15 protein-coding genes, 1 tRNA gene and 1 pseudogene are annotated in these 21,686 nt (G+C 25.6%); 11 read left to right on the top strand and 6 right to left on the bottom strand.

Features of this window, described 5'->3' with window-relative positions; all coding sequences use genetic code 11:
• Positions 1–53: 53 nt before the first annotated feature.
• The 5 genes from CHTY_RS01610 (at position 54) to CHTY_RS01590 (ending at position 5,175) form a co-directional block, all read left to right on the top strand.
• The gene (locus CHTY_RS01610) at positions 54–2,252 is read left to right on the top strand and encodes an ATP-dependent helicase (protein WP_203552183.1); all 2,199 of its coding nucleotides are present in this window, start codon (positions 54–56) and stop codon (positions 2,250–2,252) included.
• 29 nt (positions 2,253–2,281) lie between these two features.
• On the top strand, positions 2,282–2,512 hold the full coding sequence (locus CHTY_RS01605; protein ID WP_203552182.1) for a hypothetical protein: 231 nt from the start codon (positions 2,282–2,284) through the stop codon (positions 2,510–2,512).
• 416 nt (positions 2,513–2,928) lie between these two features.
• The gene (trhA, locus tag CHTY_RS01600; protein ID WP_203552181.1) at positions 2,929–3,618 is read left to right on the top strand and encodes a PAQR family membrane homeostasis protein TrhA; all 690 of its coding nucleotides are present in this window, start codon (positions 2,929–2,931) and stop codon (positions 3,616–3,618) included.
• A 197-nt stretch (positions 3,619–3,815) separates the two neighbouring features.
• Positions 3,816–5,039, top strand: coding sequence for an acetate kinase (locus CHTY_RS01595; protein WP_203552180.1), 1,224 nt, complete (start codon positions 3,816–3,818; stop codon positions 5,037–5,039).
• Between the two features lie 47 nt (positions 5,040–5,086).
• Positions 5,087–5,175, top strand: a tRNA-Ser gene (locus CHTY_RS01590).
• A 160-nt stretch (positions 5,176–5,335) separates the two neighbouring features.
• On the opposite strand, the gene CHTY_RS01585 is transcribed toward CHTY_RS01590, so the two are convergent.
• Positions 5,336–5,542, bottom strand: a complete 207-nt coding sequence (locus tag CHTY_RS01585) for a hypothetical protein (RefSeq protein ID WP_203552179.1) — start codon at positions 5,540–5,542, stop codon at positions 5,336–5,338.
• A 513-nt stretch (positions 5,543–6,055) separates the two neighbouring features.
• On the opposite strand from CHTY_RS01585, the gene priA reads away from it, so the two are divergent.
• Both priA and CHTY_RS01575 read left to right on the top strand, forming a co-directional pair.
• The gene (gene priA / locus CHTY_RS01580) at positions 6,056–8,440 is read left to right on the top strand and encodes a replication restart helicase PriA (RefSeq protein ID WP_203552178.1); all 2,385 of its coding nucleotides are present in this window, start codon (positions 6,056–6,058) and stop codon (positions 8,438–8,440) included.
• 327 nt (positions 8,441–8,767) lie between these two features.
• Entirely contained in the window at positions 8,768–10,081 is a 1,314-nt protein-coding gene (locus tag CHTY_RS01575; protein ID WP_203552177.1) for a hemolysin family protein, read from the top strand.
• An 85-nt stretch (positions 10,082–10,166) separates the two neighbouring features.
• Here CHTY_RS01575 and pth read toward each other — a convergent pair whose 3' ends face one another.
• The 5 genes from pth to nusA form a co-directional block, all read right to left on the bottom strand.
• Positions 10,167–10,733 (bottom strand): aminoacyl-tRNA hydrolase, encoded by a 567-nt coding sequence (gene pth, locus CHTY_RS01570; RefSeq protein ID WP_203552176.1) that lies wholly within the window; start codon positions 10,731–10,733, stop codon positions 10,167–10,169.
• Between the two features lie 199 nt (positions 10,734–10,932).
• Positions 10,933–11,277: a 30S ribosome-binding factor RbfA gene (gene rbfA / locus CHTY_RS01565; protein ID WP_203552175.1), complete on the bottom strand. Its 345-nt coding sequence runs from the start codon at positions 11,275–11,277 to the stop codon at positions 10,933–10,935.
• A 3-nt stretch (positions 11,278–11,280) separates the two neighbouring features.
• Complete coding sequence (gene infB / locus CHTY_RS01560) at positions 11,281–13,122, bottom strand: translation initiation factor IF-2 (protein WP_203552174.1); 1,842 nt, start codon at positions 13,120–13,122, stop codon at positions 11,281–11,283.
• A gap of 38 nt (positions 13,123–13,160) precedes the next feature.
• Complete coding sequence (locus CHTY_RS01555) at positions 13,161–13,418, bottom strand: YlxR family protein (RefSeq protein ID WP_203552173.1); 258 nt, start codon at positions 13,416–13,418, stop codon at positions 13,161–13,163.
• A gap of 9 nt (positions 13,419–13,427) precedes the next feature.
• On the bottom strand, positions 13,428–14,501 hold the full coding sequence (gene nusA / locus CHTY_RS01550) for a transcription termination factor NusA (RefSeq protein WP_203552172.1): 1,074 nt from the start codon (positions 14,499–14,501) through the stop codon (positions 13,428–13,430).
• A 1,354-nt stretch (positions 14,502–15,855) separates the two neighbouring features.
• Here nusA and CHTY_RS01545 point away from each other — a divergent pair.
• The 4 genes and pseudogenes from CHTY_RS01545 to CHTY_RS01530 all read left to right on the top strand — a co-directional run.
• The gene (locus CHTY_RS01545) at positions 15,856–16,836 is read left to right on the top strand and encodes an ATP-dependent 6-phosphofructokinase (RefSeq protein WP_203552171.1); all 981 of its coding nucleotides are present in this window, start codon (positions 15,856–15,858) and stop codon (positions 16,834–16,836) included.
• A gap of 84 nt (positions 16,837–16,920) precedes the next feature.
• Positions 16,921–18,378: an MATE family efflux transporter gene (locus tag CHTY_RS01540; protein WP_203552170.1), complete on the top strand. Its 1,458-nt coding sequence runs from the start codon at positions 16,921–16,923 to the stop codon at positions 18,376–18,378.
• Between the two features lie 161 nt (positions 18,379–18,539).
• Positions 18,540–19,823, top strand: coding sequence for a glucose-6-phosphate isomerase (locus CHTY_RS01535; protein WP_203552169.1), 1,284 nt, complete (start codon positions 18,540–18,542; stop codon positions 19,821–19,823).
• A gap of 1,287 nt (positions 19,824–21,110) precedes the next feature.
• Positions 21,111–21,686, top strand: a pseudogene (locus CHTY_RS01530) (hypothetical protein); the annotation flags it as partial.

The raw sequence follows: 21,686 nt of genomic DNA, 5'->3' as shown, positions 1-21,686 counted from the left end.
TAGCAATTAGTTTTTATATTTTTTTATGTTAACAAAAAATCAAAGGGATAAATATGTTTTCTCAAATAGATAATTGGTTAAAAAAATTAAATCAAAAGCAAATGCAAGCAGTAACTTCAAAAGAGCCAAGTTTTTATTTAGTAGCTGGAGCAGGAACCGGAAAAACTACTACTTTAATCATGAAAATAGCTTATTTAATTAAGAAAGAAAATGTTCCTGGAAAAAATATTTTAGCTCTTACTTTTACTAACAAAGCGGCTAATCAAATGCAAAACAAAATATTACAAATAATTAATTGCCCTAATCAAGAAATTAATATTTGTACCTTTCATGCTTTAGGACATCAAGTTTTAAGGAAATTTATTCATCTTTTACCTTTTGGATATCAAAAAAATTTCATTATTATAGATCACCACGATAGCAATAAAATTCTTAAAATTATTTTAAAAGAGCTTAAGTTAGATCTTAAACTTTATGATATTTCTCAATTAAGACGACGTATTTCACTTATTAAAAGAAAAGTTCAACCAAAAGATGCAGAATCTTTTTTTAAAAAACCTTTTCAAACCGAATCTGCTAATCCCCTTGATCTTACTTTTAAGCCTAATTTAGACGAAAAAATTAAAGATAAATATCAAAAACATTTACAAAGTCATAATTTAATTGATTTTGACGATTTAATTTTACATACTTATAATTTATTGAAAGATTATCCACAAGTAAAGCAATTTTATCAATTACAATTTCAATACCTTTTGGTAGATGAATTTCAAGATACTGATTTTTTTCAATATCAAATTTTAACTTTTTTGGCAGAAAAGCATCGTTGTATTTTTGTAGTTGGTGATCCTGATCAAAATATTTATTCTTTTAGAGGAGCTTGTTTCGAAAATAGTCAGTTATTTTTAAAACATTTTGACCCACAAATATCTTTTTTAGAACAAAATTATCGTTCTTTACCCAATATTTTAACCAAAGCAAATCTTTTAATTAGTTTTAATCAAGAACATCCTTTTAAAAAAATTTTAACCAGCACACAACACGAACAAAAAGAAGAGATACAAGTTGTTGCTCAATTTTTTGAAAATTATTATCTAGAAATGCAATATATAGTTGACAAAATTCAAGCTTTAGTGAAAAACAAAAAATATTGTTATCAAGATTTTGCTATTTTATACCGCAATAATGCCATCGGTAAAACTTTAGAAAAAGCCTTTCTGGCTGCTAATATCCCTTATATTGTTTTTGGCAATTTATCTTTTTATCAAAGTAAAATCATCAAAGATTTTTTAGCTTATTTGCAAATGATTATCAATCCCTTTCAAGATTTTTATTTCAAAAGGATTATTAATGTCCCTAAAAGACAAATTGGAAAAGTAGCTTTACAGCATTTAGAAACATTTGCTAAAACTCAAAATTTATCTTTTTTTGAAACTTTACAGCATTTAGAACAAATTAAGATTACTCAAGGGGCTAAAAAACAATTAAAGCAGTTCCAAGAATTGATTAAAGAAAGCAACATTAAATTAATTAAAAATCAATTTCATAGTCTTAGTGATATAATTACTTATGTTGATCAAATAATTTGTTACTCTTCTAATTTAAACCAAACTCAAGCAAAAGATCAAGATATTGATGGAAAACTAAAAGCAGATAATTCATCTGTTTTTTATATTGAAGAATTAAAAAATGTTTTAGAACAATTTGAGCAAAATGCAAAAGGTAATCATTTTGAAAAATTAACTAATTTTTTAGAACAAATCTCTTTATATAACGAAACAAATGAAGAAATTACTCAAAATAAGCAAATCAATAATTATGTGAAATTAGCTACTATTCACAAAGTTAAAGGATTAGAATTTAAAGTTGTTTTTCTTGCGGGTTTAGAAAATAATATTTTTGATTTTCATAAGTTAGAAGAATTAGAAGAATCAAGGCGATTAGTTTATGTGGCTATTACAAGAGCGCGAGAGAAATTATTTTTAACAGGAGCTTATCAAAGAAACTTATATGGTAAAAATTTAGATCATTTACCATCTATCTTTTTGAAAGAAATGGGTTTTTGTTTTACCAAAAATAATTCTAACGTTCGATATCCATTTCAAAAAGGCGACCAAGTAAAACATTATCTTTTTGGTTTAGGTGTTGTTACTTCATTACAAGAAAAAATAATAATTGTTCAATTTTTAAAACCATGGAATATTAAAAAATTTGAAAATTCTAACAAATATTTACAAAAAATATCGTTTTAAAACATATTAAAAAAAGGAGAATATAATTTATGAATACACTACAAACATCAGCAATGATAATTATTTCTATTTTAATTATTTTAAGTATTTTGTTTTTATCCGATAGTAATGATTCGGTTTCTTTTTCAAGCAGTTCTTTTGGAACAAACCAAAGTCGTAAAATTAAAGGAGAACATTTTTTTTTAAGTTGTATGCTGACTCTTTTAACAATTGCTTATTTTGGGATTTCCTTTTATAATAAGTATCATCTTGCGGCATAATCATACTATAAAAAAGATTAAATTAGATTGATTCTTTTTATTATCTTGTACAAAATAAAAAACAAAAAAGAAACCTTTTATTTGATTATTTGATATTTTTCTTTTTTCAATTTTTGTTTTATTCTAACAAGAGTCTCAGAGAGGCTCTTTTGTTATTAATCATCATATTTGTGATATTTTTCATTTCATTTCCTTTGATTTTGTTGTATTAACTTTGAAAATCAATATATTTTTTATTTTTTTATATTAAAAAATGTTATCTTAAAGTTTTATTATATGCTAAAATATAGGAGAGTTTTGTTTTTTACATTTTATTTTTTTTGAAATGATATATTCAAATTCAAACAATTATTGATTCATTATTAATTCAGTCAATATAATTAAAAATTATTAGGTAAGGAGGTTGATAAATTATTTTGAAATGGCCTACCAAATCAAGCGATCAACAAACATTAGGTGAGGAAATTGCTAATACTATTTCTCACGGTTTAATGATCCCTTTAGGGATTTTTATCCTTGTTTTTTTTAGCATTAAAGCCTCTACTAAACAAGGGGCGCTCACGACTAATTTTATTGTGTTAATTTTTAGTATATCAATGATTATTCTTTATTTAATGAGCACTTTATTTCACGCTTTAGCCTTTACCAAAGCACAAAAATTTTTTCAAAAAACCGATCATATCAGTATTTATTTATTGATTTGGGGAACTTTTGCTCCTATTTTATTGCTTTTAAAAGAATTGCAACAACCGTTTTTTGATTTATCTATTACAAAAGGACAATTTTTTTTTATTTCCCAATGCATTTTAGTATTTTGCGGCATTCTTGGAAAAATATTTTGGTTTAACAAAGGAAAGCATCTTCACGTTGTATTTTATGTTTTATTAGGGTGGAGCGGACTACTTTTTTTACCAGAATTAATGAAACCACATAATAAACAAATTTTGCTTTTTATTCTTTTAGGAGGAGCTTTTTATAGCTTAGGCGTCTTTTTTTATGTCAAAGATAATAAAAAATATTTTCATTTCATTTGGCATATTTTTGTTATGTTAGGAACTTTATTTCATGCTTTGGGAATATATTTTTTATTAAATAGCATTAAATGAAGATGTTTGATAAAATCCCCAAATACACAATAATATGATTTAAATTCAATATTTCACAATTTAACCCTTATTACAACAATTTTAATGAATTAGAATTTATGAATCAAATTTAAAAACCAATACATAAAAAAATAATAAGTTTTAAAATAGAAAATTAAAGCACCAAAACAGAAAAAAACAGAAAAGAGAAAAAATATATGAAAATTATGTCGGTAAATTCAGGTAGTTCGTCTTTAAAATTTCAATTATTAGAAATGCCAGAAGAGCAAGTTATTGTTTTAGGTGTAATCGAAAAAATTGGCTCTACAAATGCTTCTTTAACTATTAAAACAAATATTCATAAAGAAACTCAAAAATTACCTATTCCTGATCATCAAAAAGCAGTTGAATTATTGTTAAATATTTTAATTCAAAAAAAAATTATTAGTCAATTAGAAGAAATTGAAGGAGTTGGGCATCGCATTGTTCAAGGGGGAGAATTATTTACAGATGCAACTATTTTAACTGATAAAACGATTGCTCAAGTTGAAAGCCTTAATGATTTAGCTCCTTTGCATAATCCATCTAATGTCATCAGCATTAAAGCTTTTAAAAAAGTATTACCTCAAGTTTTACAAGTTGGAGTTTTTGATACAACTTTTCATCAAACTATTCCCGCAGTTAATTTTTTATATGCCACTCCTTATTATTGGTATCAAAAATATCAAGTTAGAAAATATGGGGCTCATGGAACATCTTATAAATATGTAACTGCCAAAATGCAGTCTATTTTAGGTAAAAAAGATGCCAAAATAATTATTTGTCATGTTGGTAATGGAGTTTCTTTGTGTGCCGTTAATGCTGGGAAATCTTTGGATACTTCTATGGGTTTCACTCCTTTAGAAGGGGTTCCAATGGGTACTAGAAGTGGTAATATTGATCCTGCAGTGATTAAATTTATCGCAGATAAAGAAAATAAAAGCATTGACGATATTATCGATGATTTAAATAAAAAGTCTGGTTATCTTGGTGTTTCAGGGATTTCAAATGATTCTAGAGATATTTTAGCAGAAATCCAAAAAGGGAATCCTCAAGCTCGTTTATCTCATGATATTCAAGTAAAGCGTATAGTTGATTATATTGCTAGTTATTATGTTTTATTAAAAGGAATTGATGCTTTAGTTTTTACTGCTGGTATCGGTGAAAATTCTGTGTTTTTTAGATCAGAAGTAATTAATCGTTTAGAAGTTTTAGGAATTAAATTAGATGAAGAAAAGAATAAAATCCAAGGAAAAGAAACCCTTATTACAACTCCTGCATCTCTTATTAAAGTTTTTGTAATCCCTACTAACGAAGAACTTGCAATTGCTCAAGATGTTTTGCGATTACAAAAAAGTTTAAATAATGATAAAAAAAGTGATGATTGCCCTTATTGTTGTTAATTTTTTGTTAATAAAATTAAGTCTTAAAGTCTTTCAAAGACTTTTTTGGAGGAATACTCAAGTGGCTGAAGAGGCACGCTTGGAAAGCGTGTAGATCTAAACAGATGCGAGGGTTCGAATCCCTTTTCCTCCGCCAAAACTAAAATAATTAAATAATATTTATTAATCAAACCAAAAAAAACACCATTAACTTTCAAAAAAATAATCAAGCACTCAAACAAATATCCTTTAAAGTTTTTCTCAAAAATAATATTTAACTTTTTTGATCTTAATTAATCACCAAAAGGATGAATATATCATTTTAAGATATCTTTTTGCCCCAATTCTTTTAAAATTTGGTCTACAATTACTTTTACTTGAGGATTAACAAAAAGAATATGATTTTTATCTTCAAAATGAGTTTTTTTACTACAATTTTTTAAAACTACAATTTTTAATTTTCGTAGATTAACTTTTTTTAACATTCTACGAATTTTTTGTTTTTTAACTTGTCTTTTTAACATTGATTCCAACCTTTGCTTATTTTTTATAAAAAATCTCTATAAAATTATTATATATTTTTTTATTAAAACTTATTTATAATAAATACTTTATATTTGTTTTTGAAAATTAATTTATGAATATATCAATTAATCAATCATGAACTGATATATTGAAAATCCCATTTAATTAAAATTATTTTGATATTTTAACCAATCCCAATTTAATTTAATAATTAGTTTTAGTAAACAAATTTATTATCAATTTAATTATGTAAAATGCAAATAAAATGATTTTATATTGATTATAATTTCTTTAAATAACTTTAATCTTTTTATAATTAGTCATAAACTCTCTTTAGCAATAAGAGAGAATTTTTAATATATCCCTTATTATAAAAAGAAATTCATAGAAAAAACAACAAAATAAAAATAGTTTTTAACACAATGAAGCGAATTGATAAGTTTTATTTTTTTTATTATAAATTTCAATTTTGAAATTAACTTTCAAAAAAAGAAAGTGAAGGGCCATTAAAATTGATAGCTCAAGTTATTATAGATCTCCCAACTTCTGCTTTAAATCGCTGCTTTGATTATTTAATCCCTGAAAAATTCATCCCTTTAGCGAAAAAAGGAGTGAGAGTAATCGTTCCTTTTGGAAACAACAATTCACAACATTTAGGTTATATCGTTAATATAATAAATAAAAGTGATTTTGCTAATAAATATTTGATTAGTGTTTTAGATGAACAACCTTATTTTAATGAAGAATTATTTTTATTGGCAGAAGAAATGTTAAAAACCCCTTTTGTCCTGAAAACTTTAGTTTATAATACAGTTATTCCCAAAGAATTTTTAATAACCTATTTAAAAGAAATTGTCATCATTAAAAGAGCTTTGATTCCTGAAAACATCCAATTTTTGATTCCTCAACAAGATAAATTTTTGTTAAATGCTAATAATAAAATTTTACAAGAATTGCAAAAATTATCACAAAAAGGGATTCTTAAAATCCAAAATATTTTAAAAACAACTAAAAAAGAGAGAACAACTATTTGTTATAGTTTAAATCCAAAAATAAAATCATTAAGCCAATTAAATTTGACTCCTAAGCAAAAAGATTTTATTCTTAAATTATTTTCCTTGCAACAATATTTAGACTATAATCAATCTGATCCATTACATAAAATAACAATATTAAGAAAAGAAGCGCTCCTTTTAACTTCACCAAGTATTATTAATAAGTTACTTCAACAAGAAATTCTTTTAAAAGGAGCTCAAAAAATAGATATAGTTTTGAAACATCATTTTGAACCTTTAGGAGAAAATAAAAAAATTATCTTAAATGAAGAACAAATAAAATTATTACAACAAATTAATTTAAAAAAACATCAAACTTATCTTTTGCATGGTAAAACTGGTTCCGGAAAGACAGAAATTTACTTAAATTTAATAGCTAAAATTTTGAAACAAAAACAGCAAGTATTATTTTTAGTTCCTGAAGTTATGTTGATAGCTCCTTTAATGCAACGTTTAAAAAGTAAATTTACTATGACAGAAATTGCCGTTTTGCATAGTTATTTAACCCCCTTGCAAAGACAAGAACAATTCACTAAAATTAAAAATCAAAAAGTACAAATTGTTTTAGGAACTAGAAGTGCTATTTTCGCCCCTCTTAATTATTTAGGAATCATTATTGTTGACGAAGAACATGATGATTCTTTGTTAGAAAAAGAAAAGTCTCCTTATGATGCCAAAGAATTGGCGCAAATTAGAGCTAAATATCATCAAATTCCTTTAATATTAGGAAGTGCCACGCCATCTTTAGAAAGTTACCATCAAGTTTCTCAAAAAAAATATCAACTTTTAAAATTAACCCAAAGAGCTTTAATTAAAACTTTTCCACCAATTCAATTAATCGACATGAAAGAAGAATTAAAAAAAGGTAATTTAGAGCCATTTTCACATTCTTTAAAAAAAGCTTTAGAACAAACATTAGCCAAAAAAGAACAAGCTATTTTGTTTATCAATACTAAAGGATTTTCTCCTTTTGTTTTGTGTCGTTTTTGCGGTCATGTTCCTAAATGTTATAATTGCAATTATAGTCTTACTTTTTATCACAAAAATAATATGTTAAAATGTAGTTATTGTGGTTATAAAACACTTTTTACAACCGAATGTTCTTGTTGCCAAAAAAATACAATTAAAGCTGTAGGAATAGGGATTGAATATATTGAACATTATTTGCAAAAGAACTTTCCTCAAGCCAAAATGATTAAATTTGATTCAGATAACATAACAAAAATTTCTCAATATGAGCGATTATGGAGCGATTTCCAATTAAGAAAATCTGATATTTTACTGGGAACACAAATGATAGCTAAAGGTTTAGATTTTCATCAAGTAACTTTAGTAGGTGTTTTAATGGCTGATGCTCTTTTAAAAATACCAAATTTTAAAGCTTCTGAAAAAACATTTCAATTATTAATTCAAGCCGCTGGTCGTTGTGCTAGGAAAAAAGAAGGAAAAGTAATTATTCAAAGTTATAATTTAGAGCACTTTGCAATTAAAAGAGCAGCTCTTTATGATGAAAACAACTTTATAAAACAACTGTTAGAAGAAAGAAAGATCACACAAAATTTTCCTTTCGGTTATCTTAGTAAGATTTTAATTGCTCATTCTAATTTTCAAAAAACTTTTAAGATAGCGTTTCGCATTAAAAAAATTTTAGAACACAATTTCCAACAAAAAATAAAAGTTTTAGGACCTCTTTTATCGTTAATACCTAAAAAAAATAATTATTATCGTTGTTTGCTAACTCTTAAATATCAAAAATGGCCTTTAAATTTAAATTTTATTACATCTCGCAAAATACATCAAGACGCTTTTATTTTTTTTGATCGTTTTGCTGTTTTATTATAAAAATCAATTTTTTAAAAACATTTCTTTGGTAACCGCAAATAAACATAACAGATGATAAAAAGGTGTAAAAATCAAAAAGTTCAAACCACAAAACAACAACTATTTTTTTATATTTGTAAACAACGAGCAGTTGTTTTTTAACGCAATTGACATTTTTCTTTATTTATGCTATACTTAAAATAGTTATTATAATATAATTATAAGAAAAAGTGAGGTTTTTTTAAAACAAATGGACGATAGCGATAATATAAAGTTGCTGAAAAGGGGCATTCATTTACAAAAATTGTTGGTAATTATAAAGCAGATTAAAAAGGTTATTTGTTTAATATGCCTATAGTATTATTATTGATTATTTTAATTTTATTGAACTCTTTTTTTGCTGCTAGTGAAATATCTTTTATTTCTACGAATGAAAGCAAAATTGAGTTAGATATTAAAAAAGGTGATAAAAAAGCTTTAAGAGTTAAAAAAATTAAAGAAAACCCAACTACTTTTTTATCTGTTATTCAAATAATGATTCATATTATTACTTTTTTCCAAGGAAATGTTGTAACATCGGATTTTTTGAAAAAAGTTAATCCATTGCAATTAGGAATTATTACGGTTTCTCCTGAAATACAATATGCATTAATGGAGATATTAATAATAATAATTTCTATTATTTTTGGAGAATTAATTCCTAAACGTTTAGCTATGCATTCTCCTGCTAAAACTGCTTATTTTTTTGCTACTCCGATATCATTTATTGCTTGGATTATTACTCCTTTGGTTTGGATTTTAACCCAAATAAGTAATCTTTTTTTAATGATGTTTAGAATAAATCCTCATAAAAATAATGTGCAATTGTCAGAAGACGAACTTCGTTTGATCTTGGCATCAAGTTATCGCAAAGGTGTTATTGATAAAAACGAAAACAAAATGATTCAAAATATTTTTGAATTTGATCATACTATTATCTCAGAAGTTATGCGACATCGTACAGAAGTGATTGCTCTTAATGTGAAAGTCAACAAAGACGAAATGCTTGAAATCATTAAAACAGAAAAGTACACTAGATTTCCTGTTTATGAAAACAATATTGATAATATTATAGGAATAATTCATGTTAAAGATGTTTTTAAATATTTAATGTTTTCTAATAAAAGTCAAGTTTTTAATATCAAAAATTTTATTCAAAAACCTTATTTTGTTCCTGAATCAAAAAACACTAGTGAATTATTTCGAGAAATGCAATTAATGAAAACACATATGGCAATAGTAATTGATGAATATGGTGGAACAGCTGGAATTGTTACTTTTGAAGATTTAATTGAAGAAATATTGGGAGAGATTTCAGATGAATACGACAAAGATGAAGAAATGATGATTAAAGAAATCTCTTCAAATGAATATATTGCTAATGGCTTTTCTAATTTAGAAGAAATAGCAGAAGTTATTAAAATTGATTTCGATACTGAAAATTATGATACTTTAAGTGGTTTTTTAATAGGACAATTAGGGAGGTTCCCACAAAAAGATGAAAAAATTAAAATTAATTATAAAGGTTATCAATTTGAAACTTTACAGTATAAGGATAAAGTGATTTCTAAAATAAAAATTAGTAAAAATAATCTTTTACCAAAAACAGAGACAACAAATTAAAATAAAAAACAAAAAGCAAATATTTGTACAAATATTTGCTTTTTGTTTATATTATATATTGTTTTAATGATTAAAATTGTAAATATTAATTTTTAGAATTATAACAATTCATTAAAATATTAAAATCAACCCCTTTAATGAATTGTTTAATGATATCAAGAATTCTATCAATCTTTTTATAAATATGATTTTGACTTGAAAATTTCAACGGAGTTAAAAGATATTTATCCAAAGCAATACTTTGATCATAATCAACACCTATTTTTAACCTTTTAAATTGTTTAGTGTTACAATAGTTAATAATATTTCTTAAGCCATTGTGTCCTCCATGGCCTCCTTGAGGTTTTAATTTGATTTCCCCTTCGGATAAATAAATATCATCAACAATTACTAAAATATCTTCTATTTTAATAGAATATTTTTTTAAAATAGTGCGAACTACTATTCCAGATAAATTCATATACATTTGTGGTTTTATTAAAAGAGATTTTTGAGTCCCTATGATAGTTTGAAAAATATGTGATTCATTGTTTTTTTGAATAACAGAATACTCGTTGCGTTGTAAAAAAAAATCTAAAATATCAAAACCTACATTATGACGCGTATTTTTAAATTTTTCTCCTGGATTCCCTAAACCGATAATAATTTTCATTTTTGACCTTTTTTATATTAATTTATATGAAAACACCTTTAATTTAACATAAATATCATTTTTTTGGTAAACAAAATTAGTAATAACACATATGGCCAAATAATATGTAAATAGCAAGAAAAATGAAAAAAATAATATCTCATAAGAAAAGTTTTTACATTTGATGTCAACAATTGAAAACGTTTTTAACATAACAAAATTATTTATTGATATCTTTTAAAATGTTGTCTATATGACGACCATAAGATAAAGATTGATCATATTTAAATACTAAATCAGGTATTTTTCTAAAATTTTTAATTTTTTTAGCCAATTCCATTCTAATAATAACTTTATTTTGGTTAATGGTTTCTTGAGCTAATTTTAAAACATCTGGAGCATCGTTTAAAATAGTGTAATAAACATTAGCAAAAGATAAATCTTTAGTTACTTGAACATCGGTTAAATTAATATAACCTATTTGTTCTTCTCGAATAATTTCGTTGATTAAAACTAATTCTTTTTTAATAATACTAGCCATTCTTTCAGCTGTTGTTACAACCATCTTTTATTCCTCCATTTTACTTAACTTAGATGTTTCTATGATATCATCAACTTCAAAATCATTAAAATCATTAAGCAAAATACCACATTCATAACCTTGTTTTGAAACTTTAATGTTATCTTTTAAATGTTTTAAAGAAGCGATTTTTCCTTGAAATATTGTTTCACCATTGCGAATCACTTTAGCTAAATCATTATGATTGATAATTCCTTGAATAACATAACAACCAGCAATATTACCAATTTTGCTAATGCTAAAAATTTTTCTTACTTCTGCTTTTCCTGTGATAACTTCTTTAAAAGTCGGTTGCACCATTTGTTTTAATTGGTTTTCGATGTCTTCAATAATACGATAAATTACATTATGAATAGTTATTTTAATTTTTTGGATTTGTGCTAATTTCAAGATTGAAGTTGTTGTTTTAATGTTAAAACCTATTAAAAGACTTTCTGATGTTTGGGCTAAAGCAATATCTTTTTCGGTAATTAACCCTACTGAAGCACGCAAAAGATTAACTTTCAAATTAGATATTTTAATTTTTTGAATCATGCCCTGAATTGCTTCTAAACTTCCTTGAGTATCGGTTTTTAAAACAATGTTTAGCTCTTTAGGTTTATCATTTTCTAGATTTTGTAAAATACTTTCTAAATCTTGCGGAATAATTGTTTTTATTAAGGATTCTTTTTTTTGAGCTTTTACTTCGTTTACTATTTGACGGGCTTGTTTTTCATTTGATACAACATAAAAAACATCTCCTGCCTGTGGCACTTCTTTTAAACCTGAAATTTTAACAGGTTGAGAAGGGAAAACTTTTTTTAATGGCTTTTTGGATTCATCTTCCATAGAACGGATTTTAGCATAAGTGCTGCCAACAACTACAATATCTCCTATTTTCAAGTTACCATCACTTACAATAAACGTAGCGACAGGACCTAAAGATTTATCTAAACTAGCTTCAATAACTGTTCCTTGAGCTTGTTTTTGGGAATTAGATTTTAAATCTTGAAATTCGCTTAAAAGTAAAATCATCTCTAATAATTTATTAAGCCCTTCTTTTTTAAGAGCAGAAATAGGTATATAAGGAGTTGTTCCACCCCATTCTTCAGGCAATAAATCAAAACTAGATAATTCAGTCATGATCTGCTTACTGTTATTATGAGGCTTATCTATTTTGTTAAGGGCTACAATAATAGGAATTTTAGCTTTTTGAGCGTGCTTTAAAGCTTCAACAGTTTGAGGTTTAACACAATCATCTGCGGCTACAACTAAAATACAAATATTAGTTATTTTAGCTCCTCTAGCTCTCATTTTATCAAAAGCTTCATGACCGGGAGTGTCGATAAAAGTAATTTTATGTTTTTGATATTCAACTTGATAAGCCCCTATATGTTGGGTAATTCCGCCATATTCTTGGTCAACAACACGTGTTTTACGAATAGCATCTAATAAAGTTGTTTTACCGTGGTCAACATGACCCATAATAGTTACAATAGGGGGTGTTTTTTCTAAATTAGCATCAATTGGGGTTGTTTTTTTTGTAATAGTAGAATTTGGTTTAAGCGCAGTTTGATCTAAAAATTGAATATTACATTCTTTAGCTAAATTTTGGATAATTTCTTTGTCTAAAGTTTGGTTAATATTGGTTGCTACCCCTAATTTTAATAATTTTTTAATTAAAACAGCGCTAGAAATATTAAAAGATTTAGCAATTTGAGCAACAGTATCTTGAGGGTTAAAAAAATATTTTTTTGTGGTCGTATTGTTTTGCAAAATAGTTTCTTTTTGGGAAACTGTAGATTTATTTTCGGAAGAATCAGATTTATTTTTTTTGTCATTTAAATTCATTTAACGCCCCTCCTTTTATTGGTATTTGAGATAAATTATTAATTTTTTGATGTCATAAAATGAAAAAGTATTTGATAAATTTCTTGAGGAACTGAAGTTTTTAATTTTTGGTCCAAAAGTTTTCTTTTTTGAGCCACAAGAACATATTGACTTTGAAAACTCAAATACGCTCCTCTTCCTTTGAGCTTTTGTTGATAATCGATTGTAACCTGGCCGTCTTTAGAAGCGTTAATTCTAATCATGTCGCGCGGGTTATGAAGTTTTTTAGAAACTATACATGTTCTTAAAATTTTCATTGATAAATTTTATATAATCCCTTCTTCTTGAGCTTGAGACAAAGTTTTAATATCAATATTCCACTTAGTTACTTCAACAGCTAATTTAACATTTTTTCCTAATTTCCCGATAGCTAAAGAAAATTGGTCATCTGGAATAATAGCTAAAGCATATTTATTAATATTGTTTTTAATGATAACGTTGATGCATTGAGCAGGTTTAAGAGCGTTGCTAATTAATTCTTCAGGGTCTTTGCTCCATTTAAATAAATCGATTTTTTCTCCTTTTAATATTTTAATAATATGTTTAATACGTTTGCTATTAGGACCAATACAAGAACCAATTGGATCTACTTGAGGATCCTCAGAAGATAATCCTATTTTAGTGCGTTCTCCAGAAATACGAGCGATTGCCATTATTTTAACAATTCCTTCTTGAATTTCTGCAATATTTTCTTCAAATACTTTTACAACTAAACCTACGTGATTATGACTTACAAAAATTTTAGGCCATTTTGTTGTTTTTCTTACTTCTGATAAAAAAACTTGAATTCTTTCGCCAACATGCAAAAGATTGTTAGCAGAAACTTCTTTTTTAGGCAGCAAAGTAGTTATTTCTTTTTCCAATTCTAAATTATAAAATTTTTCATTTTCGGAAATAATTTTAGCGCTGATTAATTTTCCCTCTTGTGTTTTAAAAAAGTGATAAATATTTTCTCTTTTTTTCTTGGTTAACTCTTCGTTAAATTGATTTTTGAATTCCTTAATGGCGTATAAATTAAAATCTTTGGGATCAATTTTAATATCGATTATTTGCCCCACTTTAGCATGTGGTTTAATTTTTTGAGCTTCGTTTAAATCAATCGGAGTCCATTCTTTTAAATTAATGGTGTGAATGTTTGTTTCATCGGTTACTAAAAATTGTTTATACAAAAGAATTTCGCTTTTATCTTCTTTTAAATGCACACGACAACTTTTAACACGATGGTTTTTTTTGCAACCAGAAGTTAAACCTTTAATAAAAGCATCAACAACATCGTTTTTTGGTAAATCTCTTTCCTGAACTATTTTATTCAAAAATTTAAAAAAATTTTTACTAATCAAATGTCAAACCTCCTAATATATCATATAGCCAATGCTTTTTATCTTTATAGAAATAATTTAACAAAAATATAAAACTTAGCATAACTTTGAAATGTAAATTGAAATAAAATGAGATATTAAAATTAAAAAAGTAGTAACTTGAATAAGTACCACTTCTATTTTCGAAAAATAAAACAACTCATAACTTTATTATATCATTTAAAAAGAACAAAAAATAATGAAAAATAGAATTTTATACAATTAATGGGGTGTTCTGTTTTTTTGACATTTTTTAAAAAAAGTCTAACCTTATTGGTCTAACTGAGTAAATAAATTATTTTGATATTTAAAATAATGGAAAAGATGTTAAAATATTGTATATAATTAAAGATGGAAAATGTAATTTGTTTGCTTTTTTAATTTTTTAATTATGATCGATATTTAAGATCTTAATTATGAATAATTTAAAACTATTAAACTATTGAAAGGTTATTCGTTTTTTATAAATACTTTATGAAGATGTTTGTTTGATAAAAATCAAATTTTCGAATGTAAAATGATCTTTTTATGCAAAATTAACATAATTTCATACATTTTGATTGCAATATTGATCTTTTTTTTATAAAATAAAAATGTAGTTAATGAGAAAAATTAAAATAATCACAGTTTATATAATTAGTATTAAAATAATTTCAAATATTCCCAAATATTTGATATTTAGTTTTTAATTTTTGGTAAAACGTTAATATTTTGTGAAGTTATAAAACTTTATGATTATGATGATGTTTTATTAAAATAAACGATTATTGAAGATATTTACTATTATATTGGGAGAAATTATTTAAAAATAACTGCAATAATTAAAATATTTTTGTTATATTTATAACCTCTTTAAATTTAACTAAGACTAAGAAAGGTTCAAACAAACATATGTTTTTTAAAATATGATAGTTATTATAATTTCTGTGATGTTTTTTAATTATTTGTATTTTTTGTTTTTATCTTTTTAAAATTTTAATAAACTTATCATTTTCTTAAGGTTTTAATAGTTTTTGCTTTTTTTGATCCCAATATTTTTTAAACCCTAAGAAATAATGTTGATTTATTTTTATTATTTATTTCCTCCATCCCCTTTGTTTCTTTTGTTTTATATTCCCCCCATCCTCCTATTTCCTACTTCTATATCGCATCGCTTTTCTTGCATAATTGTTACATATTTTGTGTACATGCAATTAATAAATAAGAAAACTAAATAAGCAAACGCAAACAATAAATTAAATTATTTTGAATTAAAGAAGAATTAAATCCTAACAAATAATTGCCAAAATTGCCAAATTATAAAAAATATATAAAAAAGAGGTTTGAATATATAACAATGAAAAACTTAAAAGAATGTAAAAAAATTGCTGTTTTAACTTCAGGTGGTGATGCTCCTGGGATGAATGCTGCCATCAGGTCTGTTGTTTTAGAAGGGAGTAAACAAGGGTTACAAGTTTATGGTGTTCGCGATGGATACTTGGGTTTATATCGTAATGAAATAGAACTTTTAGAACCAAAAACACTTCCATACAATATTAATGTATCAGGAACTTTTTTAGGGACTTCTCGTTTCATTCCTTTTCAACAAAATTTAGAAATTAGAGAACAATGTGCACGTAATTTGCAAAAATTAGGGATTAATAAATTAATTGTTATTGGCGGCGATGGTTCTTATAAAGGGGCTATGAAATTACAAGAAGTGGGTATTCAATGTGTGGGATTGCCTGCTACCATTGATAATGACATTGATTATACTGATTTTACAATTGGTTTTAGCACTGCTTTAAGTAACGTAGTTGATGCTGTTTTAAAATTGCGTGATACTTCGATTTCTCATAATAGATGTAGTATTATTGAAGTTATGGGCCGCGATAAGGGTGATTTAGCTTTATATGGCGGAATTGCTACTAGTGCTGATTTAATTGTAACTCGCGAACATCTTTTAAATAAAGAAGCTATTTTTGCTAAAATTAAATCTTTAAAAGAAGCTAAACAAAGATGTGCCGTTATTGTGGTGACTGAACATATTTTTGATATTAATGCTTTGGCTAAAGAAATTGAACAACACAGTAATTTTGAAACGAGAGCTCAAATTTTGGGACATATTCAAAGAGGTGGCAAACCTACTTCTGAAGATTTAGTATTAGCTACTCGCATGGGTAGTTATGCTGTTGAATTGTTGCAAAAAGATGTTTCTAATTGTGGAGTTGGCCTACAAGGACTGCACTTAGTTCATGTAGATTTTGAAAAAATTTGTCATCATCAAGAAGAACAATATAGATTGTATAATGCAATATCAAAATTATTACCTAATTAATTTTTCAATTAATTTTCAGATCACAAACAGCTTATTTTGATATAAATAAAAAAATGAAAGCTAAAGAGGTCTCTTTATTATTTTATGACTACCAACAATATAAATATAGGGGAGAACCTTCCTGCAAAACAGGAAACTATTTTTAAAGGTTCTATTTTGAGAAATTTAATTATTCTTACCATTCCTATTGCTATTTATTTGATGTTCCAACATTTAGGAACTTCTATTGATTTTGCTATTATTGGTGATACTGGCAAAGCAAAAAATGTAGATAGCACCATTACTTACATGAAGCAAATTAAAAAAATCCTTCAAAGTATTGCTGTTTCTTTAGGAGGAGCTGGAGTAGTTTTAGTAGCGCGCGAATATAAAAAACAAAACATGAAACAAGCAAAACAATATGCTACTTTAGCTTTTTTATTGGCTGCTTCCATTTCTTTCTTATGTTTACTTTTTTTAGAATTAGGCGCTTTATTGCCTGGTTTTTTAGGAGATATATTTCTAAAACGTGAATATCGTTCTGATGGTGGATTGCTATATTATCATTATTCTTTGATTACTTTTGTTTTTATCACCATTAATGCTGTTTTTATCGGCTTAGAACTTGCTAAAAATAAAAATAAATTTATTTTGTTTCTAAATATTTTATTAATTACTGTTAGAATCCTTATTTCCTTTATTTATAAATTTTCAAAAGCTCCAGGAACAGTTCAAGTAACTGATTTGGCTTTGGCTGATTTACTATCTAATTTATTAATTACTTGTATTGCTTTTTATTGCATGCTTAGTCCTAAAAATCCTTTTCAATTAAGATTTAAAAACTTGACTTTTTCTAAAAATATAGTTAAAACAATGTTGAAGTTAGCGGGGGTTTTAATTATAGGAAAAGTAACTTATGAAATTGGTAAAAAATTCATTCTTGATATGGTTACCGATTATTATTCAGATTTAGTAGCTATTTCTGGATTAGTTGCAGTTGTTAATGGCATTTTTTACGCCATTTCTCAATCTTTAGAAGATCCACAATCTGCAATGGTTTCACGAAGTGTTGCTGTTGAAAGCAACCGCAAAACTTTTAAAATTTTTAAAACTGTTTTTTACGCCACTTTAATTATTGGTACCTTAGGTTTATTATCAAATTATTTTTTAGGAGAAAAACTCCTTCACTTGTTAAAACCTAACAAAACTTTCAGTGACACAGAAAAAGATAATTTTAATATCATTTTGTTTTGGGAAGGAACTTCTTTATTTACTTCCATTTGGGCTTCTATTATGATGGGTTATATCTTATCTTATAAAAAGAAAGCTAATCTTATTTTTTGGATGAACCTTATAAGAGTACTTGCAAGAGGAACTATTCTTTTTGTATTACACGAACTTGCTCCAAAAGGCGATCCTCTTTCCTTTGCTCATCAATTCGGATTAAGTACTTTCGGTAGCAATACAATTGTTTTAACAATAACTACCATTATCTTTATTGCTTTTTTACGAAAAAACAAACGTATTTCAAAAACTCAAAAAGATACAATTAACGAAAACTAAATAAAAACGCAATAAAATATTTTTGCGCAAGTTTTTTAAATAAAGATTTATATAAATTTTTATCATCAAAACCAATTATAATTTCTTTTTTTAATACATTTTAAAACATAAAGAACTAGGAATTTATATTCTAGTTATGAAAAAAATTAAGGAGCTCAAAAATGAGTTTAAAGCTAAATTTTAATGGAATCGAAAATTTTTTAAATTGGGATGAACAAAAAAAAACTTTTATCTCTCAAATAAAAACCATTCATCAAAAATTACATCATGATCAAACCATTAAAAATCAATTTTTAGGTTGGTTAGAATGGCCGTTGCATTATGACCGCCAAGAATTGGATAAAATTAAACAATTAAAACAAAAACATACTAATTTAGATGTTTTAGTAGTTATTGGCATCGGCGGTTCTTATTTAGGGGCCAAAGCTGGAATAGAATTTCTTCAAACACCATTTCAAAAAACTAAACCTGAAATAATTTTTGCAGGACACCAAGTCTCAGGTAATTATTTAACCAATCTTTTAAAATATTTAAAAGATAAAAATTGGGCTATTAATGTAATTTCTAAATCAGGAACCACTTTAGAACCCGCTTTAGCTTTTCGTATTCTTAAAAAAGAAATAGAAATCAAATACGGAAAAGATAATTCCAAAAACTTTATTTTTGCAACCACAGATAAACAAAAAGGAACTTTGTTTCATTTAGCTAAAAAAGAAGGATATCAAATGTTTGTGATTCCCGACTCTATTGGTGGAAGATTTAGTGTTTTTACTAGCGTAGGCATGCTCCCTTTTGTATTTGCTAATTTAAATGTTGACGCCATGTTACAAGGCGCATTAAAAGCTTTTAATGATGCTTCTTCAGACGACATTGACCAAAATCAAGCTTATCAATATGCTTTAATTAGAAATTTGTTGCATACAAAATTAAACAAAAAAATGGAATTATTAGTAACTTATGAACCGCATTTACTTGCTTTTTCAGATTGGTGGAAACAATTGTTTGCAGAATCTGAAGGAAAAGAAGATAAAGGCTTATTTGTGGGCGCTATCAACAATTCTACTGACCTTCATTCTTTAGGGCAATTTATTCAAGAAGGTTCTAAAATCTTATTTGAAACTATTTTAAATGTAGAAACTATGAAAGATGATTGCATCATTCCTGAAATTTCAAATGAATTAGATAATTTAAATTATATAGCTAATAAATCTTATTCCGAAATCAATCAAAAAATTCTTCAAGCAACTAAACAAGCTCATATTGAAGGAGATGTTCCTAATTTAGAAATTATTATTCCTACTTTGGATGAATTTCATTTTGGATACTTAGTTTATTTCTTTAAAAAAGCTTGTGCCATGTCTGGTTATTTACTAGGGATTAATCCTTTTAATCAACCAGGTGTAGAAATATATAAACAAAAAATGTTTTCTTTGCTTAAAAAATAGTTAAAAAACACAATTCAATTTTTTTACCAATAATTTTATCCAACATTTTACAGTTCTTAATATTAGACATATTTATCTTTTCTTTTGATTTTAAGCGAACTTTTAATACATATAAAAACTAAAACACGCCAAAAATACAAAATTTAATAAATATAACAAATTTAAAGAAGCTTTTCTAAGCTTCTTTTTTTGTTTTACTTGTAGTAAACAATATTGAACTTTTAATTATTCAATTCTTAAATTGTTTCTATTTTTTCAAATTTGAAAAAATTATTCAAAAAAACATCAATAATAAAATTATTTATGATATAATTAATTAGCGATTTATAAACAATAAAATTATTTTTTTATAAAATTATTTAGGGCGAATAAGTTCCTTGATAACTAACTAACTAATCAACTTAATTTACACATACAGTAATTAATGATATGCTTCATTTTTAATTTTAATAATAAAAAAAATATATAACACAAAAGAATAATAAAGAAAAGTATAATCACCAAATCAATCCCGTTTCTTTGAAATAATTTCTAACTCAAATTCAAAAAAATAATTTAAATGTTATGGCTTTCATCTAGAATAAAAAAGGGAGACAGTTGTTTGCAATTAACGACAATTCTTATAAATTTTTTACAAAATTGCCATTGGCAACTCTTGCAGTATTTTTGAAATGGTTCACATTTGACTGGTTAATTTTGTTCTTTTTTTGTTCCTTATATGCACATTTTTTTGCACAATTTCCCTTGATAAGTTATCATAAACTATTACATACATACATTTTGATGTAACCTAATTTAAATTTATGCAATTATTATAATCACCCCTTCTTTGTTATCCCTATTTTTCTTGATTTTTATTCTTTTTTAAAAGATACAAGTTTTTTTGATAAATAATTTGAATTAGTTAGCAATAATAACACCCCTTTTGTTTAACTTATTATTTGTCCAATCAAGGTAAGCAAAGTACTGTATCTCAGACAATCACTTACACAGTAGTTTAAAAATCTTCTGATAAACATTAAACACAATCACAGTAATTCTATCTCGATTTTAATTTTTATAAAATACAATATTTAAATTTTTTATATTTCACATTAAACTATTAAATTTTTCTCGTATTAGAAAGGTGTTTTCGCAAATAAACACACAATGAACACCAAAGTAAAACATACTTTTATTTTTTTTATACTTTTTATATTTTTATCTACATGCACAATTAATATTTTTGCTTTAGATATAACAAAAAATCAAGATATCATAAAAAAATTCAAAGTTGTCGACACATTAATGCATAATTTTCCTAATAAATTAAAAAGCAATGATAAATTATTAATTAAAATCATAAATTTAATTTCTCAAGAATTTATCAGCAATTTCGATGATTTTGATAACCAAAAGAAAGATGATTTGTTATATAATTTAGAATTGATGGAATCTCACAATATCATAGATGAATTCAAGGGTTCTATTCAACAAACTGTTTTTAACGCACATGAATATATTTTTGCTTTTCCTGGTAATCCAACAGATTTCAAAAATTATAAACATTATTTACAAGCAAAAGCAAATAATTTTTCCAGTCCGAAAGAATTTTCATGGAGCATGTGGTCCCCTTCTAATTTTTCTTTTGTTTCTAAAACTTATGTTCAGTTTTTAATTGATAATTTTGCAATTTTACAAGAAAAAGAACAAGAAATCAATAATTCAAAAATCAATATAAACGCAAACAACCAACATCAAAGTTTGCAACAAGAATATAAAAAACTAGAAAAACAAATTTTAGAACAAGCTCACAAACTTCAAAAACAAGCAGATGTGATCAAAACTCAAAGTGAAGAAATATTAAACCAAGAATCGCAAATC

Source organism: Candidatus Phytoplasma meliae (genome assembly GCF_016876135.2).
The sequence above is the reverse complement of the archived record's forward strand: the minus strand, read 5'-3'. Positions and strand labels throughout refer to the sequence as shown.